We start from the raw sequence: 16,992 nt of genomic DNA, 5'->3' as shown, positions 1-16,992 counted from the left end.
GTGCTGCTGAGCGTTAGACCTTCAGCACTTTCCCTCCAATCGCCACCGCCACCAGCAGCACCGCCATTAGACCGAACGCGAAGCTCAGGCTGCTGCCATGAGCCACGAAACCGATCGCCGCCGGTCCCGCCAGAATCCCCGCATAACCCAGGGTCGTGATGGCCGGCACCGCGATGCTTTGCGGCATCACCGTCTGCTTGCCCACGGCGGTGTACAGCACTGGCACGATGTTCGAACAACCGGCACCGACCAGCGCATAACCGAGCAGTGCGGCTTGCCATCCCGGTGTGAAGGTCGCCAGAAACAATCCTGCCGCGGCCATCAGTCCGCCGAACAGAATCACCCGCGTGGCGCCCAGGTGCCGGACAATCGCGTCACCGGTCAATCGCCCGGCGGTCATGGTCAGCGCAAATGCTGCATAACCCAGCCCGGCATACGCGGTGTCGATCCCGCGTTCCTGCGTCAGGAACACCGCGCTCCAGTCGAGCGCCGCACCTTCGGCCAGGAACACGATGAAGCACATCCCGCCGATAAACAGCACGATGCCATGGGGCACGGCAAATGCCGGGCCGGAGCTTTCACTGCCGTAAGGCAGCAAGTGCGGCGCGGCTTTAAGCAATGCCAGCACCAGAATCACGATCACCACCAACATCGCCCCCAGCGGCGAAAAGCCCAAACCGAGCAGGGCGCTGACACCCGCCGCGCCAACGATCCCGCCGAGGCTGAACAGCCCATGAAAACCCGACATCATGGTCTTGCCGCTGGCCCGCTCGACGATCACCGCTTGCAGGTTCACCGTCGAATCCACCGTGCCCAGGCCGGCGCCGAACATGAACAACGCCGCGATCAATGCCGGAATCGAAGACACCGTCGCCAACAGCGGCAGCGCCGCGCAGATCAACAAGGTGCCGCCGCTCAACACCCGACGGCAGCCGAAACGCGTCGCCAGAATCCCGGCCATGGGCATCGCCAGAATCGAACCCACCCCCAGACACAACAGCAACAGCCCGAGGGTGCCTTCATCCAGCCCGGCCCGCGCCTTGGCGTAAGGCACCAGCGGCGCCCAGGCCGCGATGCCGAAACCGGCGATGAAGAAGGCGATGCGCGTGGACATCTGTTCCAGGCGTCCGGGGACGAAGGCGGCTTGGGTGTTGAGGCTGGTCATATCGATCCTTGGCAAAAAACGTCGCGTCCCCAAAGGACAGTGAACAACCGCAAAGGGTTCGATCACCACGTTCAGGTGGGGGCAGCAGTCAGGCAGGGTGACATCCTTGCACAGCCAGCCGCTGTTTCGCGATATTGTCGACGCATCAATTGTTCATAGGGGGGGCGCCATGACGCGGATGTACGATGCTCGAGGCAATATCTACGTGGTCGTGGCGCCTGACGCCCTGCGCCGCAGCGGTATCGACCTGCCTGAACTGGCCAGCCAGGCGGCGCAAACCCGTGAGGCCTGGGCGTTGTCGGCCATCGAGGCATTCTGCGGCTGGGCTCCCGGGACACAACCGCCCGGCAGCAAGGCGCATCGTTGCGATGGCTTGCTGGTGGGGCCGTTTCAATCTTCGCCGCCGTTTGACCTGCTGATCGTCAACACCGACGGCAGCCTGGCCGAGCGCAGTGGCAATGGCCTGACGATTTTTTCCCAAGCCCTGAGTGAACAAGGGCTGATGCCGAGGGAGGAGGCTTGCTTGCTCAGGGTTCATCACGACAAGCGCGATGCGCTCTCGCCAGTGGCGACTTCGGTGAAACCCGCCGAAATCGATGGCGTGCAAGGGTTCTGGCTGGACTTGGGGCAGCCTTCGTTCGGGCCTGAAGCGGTGGGTGCGCAAGGGGTCGAAACCGTGGTGTTGAACGGGTGCGATGTCAGTCACGTGCGGCCGTTGTCGACGCTCGACCCTGCCTGGAACCGCAGCCAGTTCGTGCGCATCGGTAATCCCCATTGTGTGACGTTAGTGACAGGCACCGATGCCTTGCCGAGCAACGCGCAAATGCGTGACCCGGAGTTGTCTGGAGGGTTGACCCGCATCGCTTACGCCACGCCAGCCGGGGCAGGGCAGCCGTGTGCGGCCGGGGTGAACCTGCAATGGGCGATGCTTGAGTCCGAAGGGCGAATCGTTGCGCGGGTGTTCGAGCGTGGCGAAGGGCCGACCGCGTCGTCGGGCACCAGCGCCAGTGCGGTGGCGTGCGCGGCGTGGCGAGTGGGTTGGGTGGCGGCCGGGGAAGTGAAGGTGGTCATGCCCGGCGGCACGGCACCGATTCTGCTGGAAGAACGGGAGGGCGAATTGAGTCGGGTCAGGTTGTTTGGGACGGCGCGGTTGATGGGGTGATTTTGAGACCGTCATCGCGAGCCTGCTCGCGATGGCGCCCAAACGGTCAGCGAAGATTCAGAGCCGATCCGCCCACTCAACCACCGGCATCTGCCGCTTCATCAACACCTTGCCCCCGCGAATCGAATACAGCGGCAGACCCTGGCTGCGAATCACCTCGTAATCGCTGTCCGCCGACAGAATCAGCAGATTCGCCGGCCGGCCCCGTTCCAGACCATAGCGATCGCCCAGGGTCATCGCCTTGGCACTGTTGTCCGTGACCAGGTCCAGCGCACTCTGCAAATTGCGATAGCCGAGCATGTGGCAGATGTGCAAACCGGCCTCGAGCACCCGCAGGATGTTGCCATTGCCCAGTGGATACCACGGGTCGACGATCGAGTCCTGACCGAAACACACGTTCATCCCCGCTTCGAGCAACTCATTCACGCGAGTCACGCCACGGCGTTTCGGGAAGTTGTCGAAGCGGCCTTGCAGGTGAATGCTTTCGGTCGGGCAAGAAACAAAACTGATCCCCGAGTGCCCGAGCAAGCGAAACAGTTTCGCGCAGTAAGCGTTGTCGTAGGAGCCCATCGCCGTGGTGTGGCTGGCGGTGACGCGCGAACCCATGTCGCGGCTGCGGGCTTCTTCGGCCAGTACCTCAAGGAAGCGTGAGTGCGGGTCGTCGGTTTCGTCGCAATGCACGTCCACCAGACAGCCCGTGCGTTCGGCCAGGTCCATCAGGAACTTCACCGAGCTTACGCCCTGGTCCCGGGTGTATTCGAAATGCGGAATGCCTCCGACCACATCGGCGCCCAGGCGGATAGCTTCTTCCATCAGCTCGCGCCCGTTGCGGTACGACTCGATGCCTTCCTGGGGGAACGCGACGATTTGCAGGTCGATCAGGTGGCGGCTTTCCTCGCGGACTTCGAGCATCGCCTTGAGCGCGATCAGTTCCGGGTCGGTGACATCGACGTGGGTGCGCACGTGCTGAATGCCGTGGGCGGCGAGGGTCTGGATGGTTTTTTTGGCGCGGGTCTTGGTGTCTTCCTGAGTGATGGTGGCCTTGCGCTCGCCCCAGCACTCGATGCCTTCGAACAGCGTGCCGCTCATGTTCCAGCGCGGTTCGCCGGCAGTCAGGGTGGCGTCGAGGTGAATGTGCGGTTCGACGAAGGGCGGCACCACCAGATTACCGCCGGCGTCCAGGTCATCCGGCCCCAGTGACGGGGCTTCGGTTTGCCGGGCGATGCTGTGTATCAGGCCGTTTTCCAGGTGCAACTCATGCAGGCCTTCTTGGTTGCGCAGGCGGGCGTTGATGATGTGCATCAGGCGAGTCCTTTTAGAGATCTTGTAGTGGTGCTTCGGCGGTACGGGCACCCAGTACGCCGGTCAATAACACATACGTTAGCGCGGCAGTGGCAATCCCTACCAGCGGCGCGATCCACGGGGAGCTGAATGCCGCGACGGTGCCGACCGCATAAGCGCTCAGGCCAGGCCAGTTGAACGCCGGCAACCGGGCATCGGCCAGGCGTGGATATTGTCCACGGTAACGGAAGAAAAAGTCCGCCATGATCACCCCGCCAATCGGCGGAATCACCGTGCCCAGCAAAATCAGGTAAGGCACCAGCATGTCGTACATGCCCAGCAGCGCCAGCAGCGTGCCAATCACCGCGCCGGCCAGGGTCACGGTTTTGCGCCGGCCGGTGCGCAACAGGTTGCAGCCGGCGACGGCGAAGTTGTAGATGGTGTTGTCCTGAGTGCTCCAGATGTTGAGCAGCAACATCGCCATTGCGGCCATGGCGAAGCCTTGCAGCAACAGGACTTCGACCACGTCCGGTTGCTGATAGACGATCGCGCCGTAGGCACCGATCAACACCATCAGGCCGTTGCCGATGAAAAAACCGATCAGGCTTGCCAGCACCGCGACCCGCGCCGAACGGGAGAAACGTGTCCAGTTGGTCGCCTGGGTCGCGCCACTGACAAAGGTGCCGAACACCAGGGTAATCGCGGTCGACCAGTCCAGTGTTGCCGTCGGCACCACGGCGAGCAAACCCTCGAGCCCGCCGACCTTCACCGTCGCGACCCACATCGACAGCATCAGCAGCAACATCATGGCGGGTACGGCGATGTACGACAGAATCTCCAGCCCGCGATAGCCGATATACGCCGTGGCGCAAAAGCCCAGGCCGAACAGCACCATCAGCCCCAGAACGGTGCTTTCGCTCAGTTCGAAATATTTGCCGAGTACGACGGCTGCGGTCGCGGTGCCCCAGGCGTACCAGCCGATCTGGGTGAAGCCGAGGATCAGGTCGCTGAGCTTGCTGCCCACTTCGCCGAAGCAGAAACGGCCCATCAACACCGAATTGAGGCCGCTTTTGAAGGCGATGTAGCCAAGCCCGGCTGCGTAGATTCCCAACAGCAGGTTGCCGGCGATGATCACCGCCAGCATCTCGCCGAAACTGAACGCCACCCCCAGCTTGCCGCCGGCAAACATGGTCGCCGTGAAGAAGGTAAAACCCAGCAGCACCATGGCCGTGGAGGCGAGCCCCTTGCGGGCGTGCATCGGAACTTCGCTGAGGGGGTAATCATTGCCCGGATCGTTCTGCGTCATGTGGCATTCCTTGCTGGATGGAGGACGCGAGGGTGTTGCAGTGCTCGTGCCAATGGCGCGAGGGTGTTGTTCTTTATAGCCGAGCCGGCGGATTTAGCCTGAAGAGGGGCACGAAAGCAGTGCGGCTGTGGTTCAAATTGGGACGCAGCAATCAGGTAGTCACAAAACCTTGTGGCGAGGGGGCTTGCCCCCGTTCGGCTGCGCAGCAGTCGCTAATCCAGGCAACCCGGTGTGTCTGTAGGCATATAGGGGGCTGCTTCGCAACCCAACGGGGGCGAGCCCCCTCGCCACAGGGTCTCCGTCGATCAGGCGTTCTGTGCCAACGGTAAAAACCGCAATATCGCCGCCATGATCGCCTCCGGTGCATCCTCCTGCACCAGATGCCCGGCATTCGCAACGGGATGAAACTGCGACCCCGCAATCATCTGATGCAACGCCCGCCCGCGTTCAATGGGAATCCATTGATCGTCTTCCCCCCAGAGAATCTGCACCGGGCAGCGAATCGTCGGGTACAGCGCTTCGACCTCGCGGGTATAACGCTCATCCATCTGCGCGATCTGCCGATAGAACGCCGCTTGCCCCGAATCACCCAGCCAGGGCTGCACGTAAGGCGCCAGCTCCTGATCGGAAATCTCGCGCTTGATCGCGCCACGAATATAGGTCGGCACAATCGCCCGTTGAATGTAATCAGGCAGCCCGCTGAACGCCGCTTCATGCTGACGCACATGCTGCACGAACGGCGAACCCCAGGGCGACAGCGCCACCGGGTCAATCAGCGTCAGGCTGCGGTAATCCTTGCCATCGAGCAGATGCGCGCGCAACACAGTGGCGCCGCCGAAATCGTGGGCTACCACGTCTGGCCGTTCCAGGCCCCAGTGCTCCAGCAATTGCGCCAACAGTTGGTTCTGTACGCCCAGCGACACATCGCCGTCCGGCTGTGCGGACTGCCCGTAACCCAGCAAATCGAAGTAATACACCCGGTGCGTGGTGATGAAGTGCGGCGCGATCCGGTGCCACACATGAGAAGAGAAGGGCGTGCCATGCACGAACACCAGCGGCGGACCGTCGCCACGTACGGCGTAGCGAACGGAGTGCCCGTTGAAACGATAGGTCTGAGCCAGCGGCCAGTCAGTCATGGGTGCGTCCTCTTGGCGTGTGCGAGCCCAAAAGCATAGGCATAAAAAAACAGCCATTGAAGGCTGTTTCTCTATTCACTGACGAAACGCATTTCCCTTTGCGGGAGCGTCCGTGCCTGGGATCGGCTTACTCACCGCGATAGATGCAACCGCTGGTGCAGGTCTCGTGGATGCGGATCGCGCTGAGTTCCGGCAACAACGGCTTCAACTCATTCCAGATCCACTTGGCCAGCACTTCGCTGGTCGGGTTTTCCAGGCCGGGAATGTCGTTCAGGTAGTTGTGGTCCAGACGCTCGTACAGCGGCTTGAAGATCTCTTTGATTTCCGAGAAATCGCGGATCCAGCCGGTGTGCGGATCGAGGTCGCCGCTCAGGTGAATCGCCACTTTGAACGAATGACCGTGCAGGCGACCGCACTTGTGGCCGTCCGGTACGTGGGGCAGGCGATGGGCGGATTCGAATGTAAATTCTTTGAAGATTTCCACAGTGATGTTCAGCTCTTTCAGGTGGCGATCGCCGCGGCGATGTGGGCAGGTGGCGAGTTTACCAGAGCTCCGGGCAAAACACTGACTAAAGGGTCAGCAAGCGCTCGCCGAGGCGACCGTTGGCGGTCAGTTCGAGGAACTCATCGCCCAGGCGACGGCTTTCATCCATCGTTGCGCGCCAATACTTCTGTCGGCTCGGGGCATCGCCTATGAAGCGCTTGAAGTCGTTGCGGTCCGGCAGTTTGCCGTAGGGCAGGCGTGCCAGGTATTCCTTCGACGGTGCCAGCAGCAGAACATCCTGCAAGCGCCCGGGGCAGGCACGGCGCCACGGCAGGGTCTTGTCGAACCAGCCGGGGATCACCCGGTCGGTGAAATGCGGATACAGCACGATGTCGTTGCCGCTATAGGGCAGGTCGAGGTGATAGTCCAGCAGACCACCATCGCGGAACGTCCCTGCGCCTGCGCCCGGCAAGTCGCGTACGCCTTGCATGACCATCGGGATCGAACCCGAGGCGAGCAGGGCCTGGCGCAGGTTGCCGGCATTCAGTGAGATGAAGCGTGACGGGAAATCATTCAGCGCGTTGACCGGTGGCGCCTGGCGCGGGTCGTGGATGATCAGCCGCTCGAAATGCCGCGACAGCCGTGCGCGACCGCGCAGGTTGTCGGCGATCACTGACGACAGGCCCAGCCCCAACCGGCCGCGATGATCGTCCGCCAACAGGCCGTGGCTTTTGACCACCATGATGTTCAGGCGGTAGTGGGCGTTATCCAGAATCGCGGCATCGCGGCCGTCGAGCAGGTCATCGAGCATGCGCCGCGAGCTCTGGCTGATCTGCGCCATGGTCACGCCCTTGGCGAAGTTCTGCTCGGTGTACAGATGGCCGAGGCGGCGGATGCCTTCGGCGGCATCCGGCAGGCAGGCACTGGCGAACCGCCAGGAACCCACTGAGGCGCCGATCAGCGAACGCTCCCGGGGCGCCGCCGGCAGCCATTCGCCAAACAGCGCCAGGTCCAGACCCTGAATCCCCAGCGCTTTCGGGCCACCGGCGGCGCCCGGCAACGTGCCCACATCGGCAGCGCTCAAGCCGTTGGCACGGATGCGCGCCAGAGCACGCGGGCCGGCCTTGAGGGTCAGGGAAGGGAACTTGATGTGGATAGCGGTCATACCGGTCTCGATGTCTGGCAAGCAGGGATTATAAGCACCTCTTGGGCTGCGATTGTCCCCGATCAATGCAGGAGCTGCCGAAGGCTGCGATCTTTTGATTTTGATTTTTGGCGTTTATGACGCAGCCAAAGATCAAAAGATCGTCCGATCGCGGCCCGAGCCTTCGGCAGCTCCTACGGGGAATGCATCAGCTATTCCCAATGATGGCAATTCAGTTTCAGTTAAGTTCGAATCGCTAAGGTCGCTCCGTAGGCAACACATAAGAAAATATGGAGCCACCCCATGAAAATCCTGACTGCCCTGTTCACCGCGTCCCTCATTTGCCTGACCGCTAGCCTCGCTCATGCCCGCGACCTGGGCCCCGACGAAACCCTGAGACTGCGCGACGCTGGTACCATTGTGTCTTTCGAGAAGCTCAACGCCACCGCTCTGGCCAAACACCCCGGCTCGACCATCACCGGCACCGAGCTTGCAGAAGAGTACGGCAAGTACAAATACCAGGTGGAACTGCGTGACCCGCAGGGCATTGAGTGGGACCTGGAACTGGATGCGGTCAACGGGCAGGTCCTCAAGGATCATCAGGATACGTAATGAAGGTGCTTTTTTTGAATCGGCGCGCCAGCAGTCGCATGGTGCTGATGCTTCTGGCTTTTTGCTCGGTGGCCGTGGCCCGCGACCTGGATCAGGACGAAGCCCTGCGCCTGCGCCAACAGGGCGTGATCCTGCCGCTGGAGCAGCTCTTGCAGCAAGCACTGGACCGCTATCCCGGGGCCAAGTTGCTGGAAGCCGAGCTTGAAGAAAAACACGATGTCTATGTTTATGAAGTCGAGCTGCTGACCGCCGAAGGCGTGGTGCGCGAGCTGGACGTCGATGCCACCACCGGCCACCTGCTGAAAGACAAGGAAGATTGATCGATGCGTTTGCTCCTGGTGGAAGACCATGTGCCGCTGGCCGACGAATTGATGGCCGGCCTCAACCGGCAGGGTTACGCCGTGGACTGGCTGGCCGACGGCCGCGATGCGGTGTACCAGGGCAGCAGCGAGCCTTATGACCTGATCATCCTCGACCTCGGCCTGCCGGGTTTGCCGGGGCTCGAGGTGCTGGCGCAATGGCGGGCCGGTGGCCTGGCGACGCCGGTGTTGATCCTCACGGCGCGCGATTCCTGGGCCGAGCGGATCGAAGGCCTCAAGGCCGGCGCCGACGATTACCTGAGCAAACCCTTCCACCCGGAAGAGCTGCACCTGCGCATTCAGGCATTGCTGCGCCGCTCCCACGGCCAGGCCAATCAGCCGACGCTCAAGGCTGCCGGGCTGAACCTGGATGAAGGTCGTCAGTGCGTGACCCGCGACGGCGCCGACATCCAGCTCACCGCCGCCGAATTTCGCCTACTGCGCTATTTCATGCTGCACCCCGAACAGATCCTTTCCAAAAGCCACCTCGCCGAACACCTCTACGACGGTGAAACCGAGCGCGATTCCAACGTGCTCGAAGTCCACGTCAACCACCTGCGCCGCAAGCTCGGCCGCAGCGTGATCGAAACCCGTCGCGGTCAGGGTTACCTGTTCGGCGGGCAAGCCCAGTGAGGTCGATCCAGCGTCGCTTGAGCCTGGGCCTGATCAGTGTGATGGTGATCGTCGGCCTGGTGCTGGCGCAAACCAGCCTGTGGCTGTTCGAAATGGGTTTGCAGCGCTACCTCGAAGCCGGGTTGCGCAACGACAGTGAAAACCTGCTGGTGGCGCTGGTGCGTGGCCCGCAGGGGTTGCAGCTGGATGAGCGACATCTGTCGCCGGCCTATCAGCGCCCGTTTTCCGGGCACTATTTTCGTATCGACTTTGCCGACAGCCATTGGCGCTCCCGCTCGTTATGGGATCAGGACCTGCCGCGGCTCGAACACCCGGGCCTGAACAGCAACCTGCAACTGGGGCCGGAAGGGCAACAGTTGCTGGTGCTGCGTTCGGACTACCGGCGGCTGGGCCAGGCGATTTCCATCAGCGTCGCCCAGGACTACACGCCGGTGCGTGAGAGTTTCTGTCGCATGCAACAAGTCGGCCTCGGGTTGGGGCTGGCGGGGCTATTGCTGATTTTGCTGTTGCAACGGATCACCGTGCGCCGCGCCTTGCGCCCGCTGGAAAAGGCCCGCGAGCAAATCGCCCAGTTGCAGCAGGGCCAGCGTTCGCAACTCGACGAAGCCGTGCCGGTGGAGCTGGAGCCGCTGGTGGCGCAGATCAACCATTTGCTGGCCCACACCGAAGATAGCCTCAAGCGCTCGCGCAATGCCTTGGGCAACTTGGGGCATGCGTTGAAAACCCCGTTGGCGGTGTTGTTGAGCCTGGCTTCCAGCGAGAAGCTCGATGCGCACCCGCAGCTGCGCAAGGTGATTCAAGCGCAACTGGAGCAGGTCCAGCAGCGACTCAATCGCGAACTCAACCGCGCCCGGTTGTCCGGCGATGCGCTGCCGGGGGCGTTGTTTGATTGCGATGCCGAGCTGCCGGGGTTACTGGCCACGTTGAACATGATTCACGGCGAACACCTCGACTTGAGCTACCGAGCACCGACCGGTTTGCAACTGCCGTGGGATCGCGAAGATCTGCTGGAGTTGCTGGGCAACCTGCTGGATAACGCCTGCAAATGGGCGGATGCCGAGGTTCGGTTAAGCGTGGTTGAAACGGCTGAAAGTTTTCAGTTGAGCGTGGAAGACGATGGGCCGGGGATTCCCGAAGACCAGCGCGATCAGGTGTTCAGCCGCGGTACACGGCTTGATGAACAGACCGATGGGCATGGATTGGGATTGGGCATCGTGCGCGACATCGTCGACACGTGGGGCGGGGTGTTGAGGCTGGAGGAAAGCGAGTGGGGCGGGTTGAAAGTGATGATCGAACTGCCCAAACGCTAACGGAGGACTGAAGGTGTGGCGAGGGGGCTTGTCGGAACGCCGCATCGCCCCGTTGGGCTGCGCAGCAGCCCCAAAACCATTCACTCCGGTGTAATCAGACAGACCGAGCTGGCAGGTTTACGACTGCTGCGCAGCCGAACGGGGGCAAGCCCCCTCGCCACAAAAGCTCCCTCGCCACAGGTGTCAGGTCACACGCGAAACTGGTCCATCAAGCTCTGCTGCTGATTCGCCAGGCTGTTAAGCGACTGACTCACCCGCGCCGACTCATTGGCCTGTCCCGACAGCGATTCGGTCACATCCCGAATGGTCGCCACGTTGTTATTGATTTCCTCGGCCACCGCGCTTTGCTCTTCCGCCGCACTGGCAATCTGCAGGTTCATATCGCTGATCACCGTCACCGCATCACCAATCTGCCGCAACGCCGTCACCGCCTGACCCACCTGCTCGACGCTGCCCTGAGCCTGGCGATGGCTGCTGTTCATCGAGCTCACCACCTCCTGAGTACCGCCCTGCAACTGCTCGATCACCTGACGGGTTTCCTCCACCGATTCCTGAGTGCGTCGCGCCAGGTTGCGCACTTCATCGGCGACCACGGCGAAACCGCGTCCGGCCTCACCGGCGCGGGCGGCTTCGATGGCAGCGTTCAGCGCCAGCAGGTTGGTCTGCTCGGCAATGGCGCGTATCACCTCCAGCACCGAACCGATTTTCTCGCTGTTCGCTGCCAAGCCTTCAACCTGCACCATGGCTGCGCTCATGTCGGCGGCCAGATGGTCGATGCTGGTGGTGGTGCGGTCGATCACGGTCAAACCCTGACGGGTTGCCTGATCGGCGTCGCGTGCTGCTTGTGCCGCCTGCGCGGCGCTGCGGGCGACGTCCTGGGCGGTGGCGCTCATTTCGTGGGACGCGGTGGCCACTTGGTCGACCTGGCGGTATTGCTGTTCCATGCCGGCGCTGGTCTGGGTGGCGATGGCGGACGATTGGTCTGCCGTGCTGCGGGCGTCCTGCACCGAGCGTTTCACTTGGGCGATGATCGGTTGCAGCTTGTCGAGGAAGCGGTTGAACCAACCGGCCAACTGGCCCAGCTCATCCTTTTTGTCGTAAGCCAGACGCCGGGTCAGGTCGCCTTCGCCGCTGGCAATGTCTTCCAGCATGCGGGCCACGCCGAGGATCGGTTTGGTCACGCTGCGGGCCATCAGCCACACCAGTAACAAACCGACGAGCGCCGCCAGTACACCCAGGCACAGTTCAACCAGGGTGCCGGCGGTGTTGCTGTCGTCGAGTTGTTTTTTCAACGCTTCGGCGGGGCCGACCAGCACCTTCTCCGGCACGTCGAGCAACACGCCCCAGGATTTGCCACCGGGAATCGGCTGGAACGGCGACAGCACTTTCAGTTGCTGGTTGCTGTGCAGGCTCTCGGTCTTGCTGCTGGCAGTGAGCCGGCGCAGCAGTTCGGCGCCGTTGGTGGTGTCCACGGCGTCGAGGCGCTGGCTGAGCTTGCTGGCGTCCGGGCTGTAGCCGGCCAGCAAACCGACCGGGCTGACGATGCTGACGCTGGTCTGGCCGTCATAGAGTTTCTTGCTGGCGCTCTGACTGATCGCTTGCAGGCTATTGAGGTTGATGTCCACCGACAGCGAGGCGATGACTTTGCCGTTGACCATCAACGGGAACACGATGCTGGTCATCAGCACGTTCTGGCCGTCGATCACATAGAAGTAGGGTTCGATCACGCAAGGCTTGAGCGTGGTGCGTGGGCAGGTGAACCAGGCGTTGGCCGGTTCGCCGCTGGGGCCGGTGCTGGTGTCGGCCATGTCGCTTTCCGGCAGGGCCATGGAGGTCACTTTGCCGGGCGTCGGTTGCGACCAGTACAGGGCGAAACGGCCCTTGTCGTTACTGCCCAACTCCGTCTGCCCAGCGAACAGATTGTCCTTGCCGTCCAGCGCATTGGCCTCGAACACCAGCGACAGGCCAAGCAGGTCCGGGTTGGCCTGCAGGGCCGACTTGACCTGCCGGGTCAGGTCTTCACGCAGGTCGAAGGCATCGAGAAAGCGCTTCTCGGCCTGATCGCGCAAAAACAGCACCTGCCGCGAAAAGCCATGGCCATATTGATAGGCGTCCATGAACTGCTGGCGAATCCCCAGCGCCTGGACCTCACCCTGGGACTCAATGCGCGCCTGGGCGGCTTCGGTGAGCATTTCCATGCTCGAGGCTTTCACCAGTGCCGAGCTGTGCTCCATGCGATACAGCGAAAGCCCTACCAGCAGGGTCACGATGCCCGCCAGGCACAGCCCGGCCAACAGGGTGATTTTCCATTGAATGGAAAGGTGTCTGAGCGACATGGGAACGTCCTTTTATTCGATAAATATCTGAGACTTTGCACTGTAGCGGCCGTGATTTGGCTTTCTTTATGTCGCAGGCTGAATAACCAATCCCGATCACTGCAACCTCTGTGGCGAGGGAGCCTGTGGTGAGGGGGCTTGCCCCCGTTCGGCTGCGAAGCAGTCGCGAATCCAGGCAACCAAGTGTGTCTGCAGGAATATAGGGGGCCGCTTCGCGACCCAACGGGGGCAAGCCCCCTCGCCACAGAGCCCCCTTTGACAAGGCGGCAGCGGTCCGGCACAGTGCGCGCCCTCTAATAAAACCCTCTCTTCAATCCGCTGGCGGCGCTTGTGCGCACTGCCGGACGGACTCTTTCCGCTTGCCTTGAGGTAACGATGATTAATGCAGTAATTGCCGCGGTCGGCATCATGCTGATACTCAGCCTGTCCCGCGTGCATGTGGTAATCGCGCTGATTGTGGGCGCGCTGGTGGGTGGCTTGACGGGTGGCCTGGGGATCGATGCGACCCTCAAAGCCTTCAACAGCGGCCTCGGTGGCGGGGCGACGGTGGCGTTGTCCTACGCCTTGCTCGGCGCATTTGCGGTGGCCATTGCCAAGTCCGGCCTGGCCCACGCCCTGGCGGACAAAGCCCTGGCCATGGTCGATCGCCAGCACGCCAACGGTGGCGGCAATGTCAAATGGCTGCTGATCGGCCTGCTTTGGGTGGTGGCCATCGCCTCGCAGAACATTTTGCCGATTCATATCGCCTTTATCCCGTTGCTGGTGCCGCCTCTTTTATATGTGCTGACCAAACTGCAACTGGACCGGCGGTTGATCGCCTGCGTGATGACCTTCGGGCTGATCACGCCGTACATGTTCCTGCCGGTGGGCTTCGGCAACATCTTCCTCAATGAAATCCTGTTGGCCAACGTCGCCCGTAGCGGAGTGGACATCAGCGGCATCAACGTCACCCATGCCATGGGCATTCCGGCACTGGGCATGGTGTTTGGCCTCGCGGCAGCCTTCATCAGCTACCGCAAGAAGCGCGTTTACGACCTGGAAAAGATCGAGCAAGTCGAACAGGTCGCGGTGCAGTACAACCCCTTGAGCCTGATGGTCGCCGGTCTGGCGATTGTCGTGGCGTTCATTATTCAGCTGTTGCTGGACTCGATGATTATCGGGGCGCTGGTGGGCTTCCTGATCTTTTCGGCGTCGGGCATCGTCAAGTGGCGTGAAACCGACGACTTGTTCACCGAAGGCATGAAGATGATGGCGATGATCGGCTTCATCATGATCGCCGCGTCCGGGTTTGCCGAAGTGATGAAAGCCACCGGTCATGTGCAGACACTGGTGGAGTCCTCGGCCTCGTGGATCGACCACAGCAAAGGCATCGGGGCGCTGTTGATGCTGCTGGTGGGCCTGTTGGTGACCATGGGCATCGGCTCGTCGTTTTCCACGGTACCGATTCTGGCGGCGATTTTCGTGCCGTTGTGCGTGCAACTGGGCTTCAGCCCGATCGCCATCGTGTGCATCGTCGGCACGGCCGGCGCGTTGGGCGATGCCGGTTCACCGGCGTCGGACTCGACCCTGGGCCCGACCTCCGGTCTGAATATCGACGGCCAGCATCACCACATCTGGGACACCGTGGTCCCGACCTTCCTGCACTACAACCTGCCGTTGCTGGCGTTCGGTTGGGTGGCGGCGATGGTTCTGTAACCACTCTACCTTGTAGGACCGCGTTCAACTTTTGATCTGGCGTGCCGTTATAGCCTTTAACCACGCCAACAAAATCAAAAGAGTGAACGTCATGCGCATGAGCCTGAAGGCCAAAGTCCTGTCCCTTGCCGTCCTCCCGGTGTTGCTCTTTGCGCTGGTCATCAGTCTGACCACGCTGTTCATCCTGCAGGAACAGGCCCGCAAGGAAGTCGAGGAAACCCGTCAGCGCCTGCTCAACGACGCCAAAGCGACCCTGCAAAGTTACGTTGCCGTGGCTATGACCACGATCAAGCCGCTCTACGACGTGGCCGCCCCCGGCGATGACGCGGCGCGGGCGCAGGTGATCAAGTTGTTGTCGAGCATCACCTACGGCAAGGACGGCTACTTCTTCGGCTACGACTCCAACACCGTGCGCCTGTTCAGGGCCAACAGCCCCGAAGGCGTGGGCCAGAGCTTCAAGGACAACCGCGACCCGAACGGCGTCTACGTTAACCGCGATCTGGTGAAAGTCGCCAAGGACGGGACCCACTACCTGCAATACAGCTCGACGATGCCCGGTAACAGCCAAGTGCTGGTGCCCAAGCTCGGCTACACCGAATACCTGCCGAAGTGGGACATGGCGGTCGGCTCCGCGGTCAACCTCGACGGCATCGAAGCGCAAGTGGCGCTGGTCGAGACCAAGGTCCAGGAACGCATGCAAGGCGTGGTGCTGAGCATTGTCGGGATTGCCGTGGTGGTGCTGCTGGTGATCGCCGCGGCCGGGATGCTGCTGGCCAATACCATTCTGCGTCCGCTGAACCTGATGAAAGCCAACCTCGACGACATCGCGGCGGGCGAGGGCGACCTGACCCGGCGCCTGACCATCACCAGCCAGGATGAACTCGGCGAACTGGCCGGCTCGTTCAACCGTTTCGTCGACAAGATCCACGGCCTGGTGCGGCAGATCACCGAAATGACCTCGCAACTGACCGGGCTGGTGAATCAGGTTTCCGATCAGGCCCAACGCTCGGATCAGGCCATGGAGCGCCAGCGTCACGAGACCGATCAGGTGGCCACGGCGATCAACCAAATGTCGGCGGCGGCCCAGGAAGTGGCCAAGAGCGCGCAAAACGCCGCGGTCGCTGCCCAGCAGACCGACGAAGAAGGCCAGGCCGCCAAGCGCGTGGTGGCCGGCAGCATCGTGAAGATTCATGCACTGGTGAACGACATTCGCAGCAGCGGCGTGTCCCTCGACAGCCTGCAAAAAGACGTGTCGTCGATTGTCAGCGTGCTCGGGGTGATCCGTTCGATTGCCGAGCAGACCAACCTGCTGGCGCTCAACGCCGCCATTGAAGCTGCCCGTGCCGGTGAGGCCGGACGTGGTTTTGCGGTGGTTGCCGACGAAGTGCGGGCGCTGGCCAGTCGCACGCAAATCAGTACCCAGGAAATCCAGGGCATGATCGACCGCTTGCAGGCCGGCACCCAATCGGCGGTCGAGTCCATGCGCCGCTCCAGCGAGGCCGGCGACGGCACGTCGGCCCAGGCCAACGAGGCCGGGGCGTCGCTGGATGCCATGGCCCAGTTGATCGGCACCATCAACTCGATGAACGCGCAGATTGCCAGCGCCGCCGAAGAGCAAACCGCCGTGGCCGAAGAGATCAACCGCAGCGTGCACCAGATCGCCGTGGCGGTGGACAGCGTCGCCGACGAGACCCAGCGCGGCGCACAAACCTCGCGCAGCCTGGCCGATCTCGGTCAGCGCCTGGGGCAATTGGTCGGGCAATTCCGTATTTGATGCGGTGAGCGGGGCAGGGCTGGCTCCAACTCCTACACTGGTATTACGGTGCGCATCCGTCGCACCCGGACGACCATAACCATGGAGTCAGACTCATGAACGACGGTACCTGCGACTGCCCGAAATGCTCCTGCAAACTGGGCGATCACCCCATCGTGCGTCACGGCAAGCACTATTGCTGCGAAGGCTGCGCCAAACATCACGAACACGGCGAAGAATGTTCCACCAAAGGCTGCAAGTGCGCTAAGCACTGACCGTTCACCCAAAAAAAGTGGAGCCGCTGCGGCTCCACTTTCAGTTTGAATATTCACCCTCCCTTTCAAAGCTCAACTCGTCGGCCGCCAGGTCACGTTCTCGACGCCGAATTTTTCCGCCACTGGTTTGCTGGTCTTTTGCACCCGCTCACGGCCAAAACGCGGGATCCGGCCTATGCCGGCGTCGCAACTTGCCCAGTGCCAGGCTTCTGCGTTGTCCATTTTGTCCTGGCGGATGATGAAAGACTTGGGCTTGCCATGAAGTGTGTATTCAATGACGAAAAGTTTTGCGTTGTTCATAAAACCTGTATTCCTCCCTGTTGTAATAGAAGGATCGCCAG

At 62.0% G+C, this 16,992-nt stretch carries 15 protein-coding genes and 3 pseudogenes; 9 read left to right on the top strand and 9 right to left on the bottom strand.

Translation table 11 applies throughout. The features are described from left to right. Positions 1-13: 13 nt before the first annotated feature. A complete protein-coding gene (locus tag LOY36_RS18650; RefSeq protein ID WP_258669957.1) occupies positions 14-1,165 on the bottom strand; it encodes an MFS transporter in 1,152 nt (383 codons plus the stop codon). Between the two features lie 169 nt (positions 1,166-1,334). Here LOY36_RS18650 and LOY36_RS18645 point away from each other — a divergent pair, with 169 nt between their 5' ends. Further along, complete coding sequence (locus tag LOY36_RS18645; protein ID WP_258669952.1) at positions 1,335-2,327, top strand: diaminopimelate epimerase; 993 nt, start codon at positions 1,335-1,337, stop codon at positions 2,325-2,327. Positions 2,328-2,384: 57 nt separating this feature from the next. On the opposite strand, the gene codA is transcribed toward LOY36_RS18645, so the two are convergent. From codA to LOY36_RS18620, 5 genes are all read right to left on the bottom strand, one after another. After that, on the bottom strand, positions 2,385-3,629 hold the full coding sequence (codA, locus tag LOY36_RS18640) for a cytosine deaminase (RefSeq protein WP_258669948.1): 1,245 nt from the start codon (positions 3,627-3,629) through the stop codon (positions 2,385-2,387). A gap of 13 nt (positions 3,630-3,642) precedes the next feature. Beyond that, positions 3,643-4,914 carry a cytosine permease gene (gene codB, locus LOY36_RS18635; protein ID WP_258669945.1) on the bottom strand — a complete coding sequence of 424 codons (1,272 nt, stop codon included), beginning with the start codon at positions 4,912-4,914 and terminating at the stop codon, positions 3,643-3,645. A gap of 305 nt (positions 4,915-5,219) precedes the next feature. Further along, positions 5,220-6,050, bottom strand: coding sequence for an alpha/beta fold hydrolase (locus LOY36_RS18630; RefSeq protein WP_258669942.1), 831 nt, complete (start codon positions 6,048-6,050; stop codon positions 5,220-5,222). A gap of 127 nt (positions 6,051-6,177) precedes the next feature. Beyond that, entirely contained in the window at positions 6,178-6,534 is a 357-nt protein-coding gene (queD, locus tag LOY36_RS18625) for a 6-carboxytetrahydropterin synthase QueD (RefSeq protein ID WP_007933061.1), read from the bottom strand. A gap of 85 nt (positions 6,535-6,619) precedes the next feature. Further along, entirely contained in the window at positions 6,620-7,699 is a 1,080-nt protein-coding gene (locus LOY36_RS18620; protein ID WP_258669940.1) for a patatin-like phospholipase family protein, read from the bottom strand. A gap of 282 nt (positions 7,700-7,981) precedes the next feature. Here LOY36_RS18620 and LOY36_RS18615 point away from each other — a divergent pair, with 282 nt between their 5' ends. The 4 genes from LOY36_RS18615 to LOY36_RS18600 are packed head-to-tail and all read left to right on the top strand — an operon-like array spanning position 7,982 to position 10,592. Next, a complete protein-coding gene (locus tag LOY36_RS18615; RefSeq protein ID WP_258669926.1) occupies positions 7,982-8,290 on the top strand; it encodes a PepSY domain-containing protein in 309 nt (102 codons plus the stop codon). Next, positions 8,290-8,610: a PepSY domain-containing protein gene (locus LOY36_RS18610; RefSeq protein ID WP_258669921.1), complete on the top strand. Its 321-nt coding sequence runs from the start codon at positions 8,290-8,292 to the stop codon at positions 8,608-8,610. The genes LOY36_RS18615 and LOY36_RS18610 overlap by 1 nt, the downstream gene beginning before the upstream one ends. 3 nt (positions 8,611-8,613) lie before the next feature. Continuing rightward, on the top strand, positions 8,614-9,282 hold the full coding sequence (locus LOY36_RS18605) for a response regulator transcription factor (RefSeq protein ID WP_019648365.1): 669 nt from the start codon (positions 8,614-8,616) through the stop codon (positions 9,280-9,282). Further along, positions 9,279-10,592 (top strand): sensor histidine kinase, encoded by a 1,314-nt coding sequence (locus LOY36_RS18600; protein ID WP_258669917.1) that lies wholly within the window; start codon positions 9,279-9,281, stop codon positions 10,590-10,592. Before LOY36_RS18605 ends, LOY36_RS18600 begins: the two co-directional genes overlap by 4 nt. 188 nt (positions 10,593-10,780) lie before the next feature. On the opposite strand, the gene LOY36_RS29180 is transcribed toward LOY36_RS18600, so the two are convergent. Both LOY36_RS29180 and LOY36_RS29175 read right to left on the bottom strand, forming a co-directional pair. After that, positions 10,781-11,536: a methyl-accepting chemotaxis protein gene (locus LOY36_RS29180; RefSeq protein ID WP_408981129.1), complete on the bottom strand. Its 756-nt coding sequence runs from the start codon at positions 11,534-11,536 to the stop codon at positions 10,781-10,783. A gap of 102 nt (positions 11,537-11,638) precedes the next feature. After that, positions 11,639-12,709 (bottom strand): annotated as a pseudogene (locus LOY36_RS29175) (HAMP domain-containing protein); the annotation flags it as partial. A 597-nt stretch (positions 12,710-13,306) separates the two neighbouring features. Here LOY36_RS29175 and LOY36_RS18590 point away from each other — a divergent pair. The 4 genes and pseudogenes from LOY36_RS18590 (at position 13,307) to LOY36_RS18580 (ending at position 16,651) form a co-directional block, all read left to right on the top strand. Then, a complete protein-coding gene (locus LOY36_RS18590) occupies positions 13,307-14,623 on the top strand; it encodes a Na+/H+ antiporter family protein (RefSeq protein ID WP_167331173.1) in 1,317 nt (438 codons plus the stop codon). A gap of 91 nt (positions 14,624-14,714) precedes the next feature. Then, positions 14,715-15,539 (top strand): annotated as a pseudogene (locus LOY36_RS29170) (cache domain-containing protein); the annotation flags it as partial. 345 nt (positions 15,540-15,884) lie between these two features. Continuing rightward, a pseudogene (locus LOY36_RS29165) lies at positions 15,885-16,397 on the top strand (methyl-accepting chemotaxis protein); the annotation flags it as partial. 95 nt (positions 16,398-16,492) lie between these two features. Further along, the gene (locus LOY36_RS18580; protein WP_086945083.1) at positions 16,493-16,651 is read left to right on the top strand and encodes a metallothionein; all 159 of its coding nucleotides are present in this window, start codon (positions 16,493-16,495) and stop codon (positions 16,649-16,651) included. Positions 16,652-16,723: 72 nt separating this feature from the next. Here LOY36_RS18580 and LOY36_RS18575 read toward each other — a convergent pair whose 3' ends face one another. Continuing rightward, positions 16,724-16,951 (bottom strand): DUF6555 family protein, encoded by a 228-nt coding sequence (locus tag LOY36_RS18575; RefSeq protein ID WP_018925379.1) that lies wholly within the window; start codon positions 16,949-16,951, stop codon positions 16,724-16,726. Between the last annotated feature and the right edge of the window lie 41 nt (positions 16,952-16,992).

Source organism: Pseudomonas sp. B21-019, assembly GCF_024749225.1.
Lineage (GTDB): Bacteria > Pseudomonadota > Gammaproteobacteria > Pseudomonadales > Pseudomonadaceae > Aquipseudomonas.
Note: the sequence above shows the minus strand (reverse complement) of the source record. Positions and strands in the feature narration are given on the sequence as shown.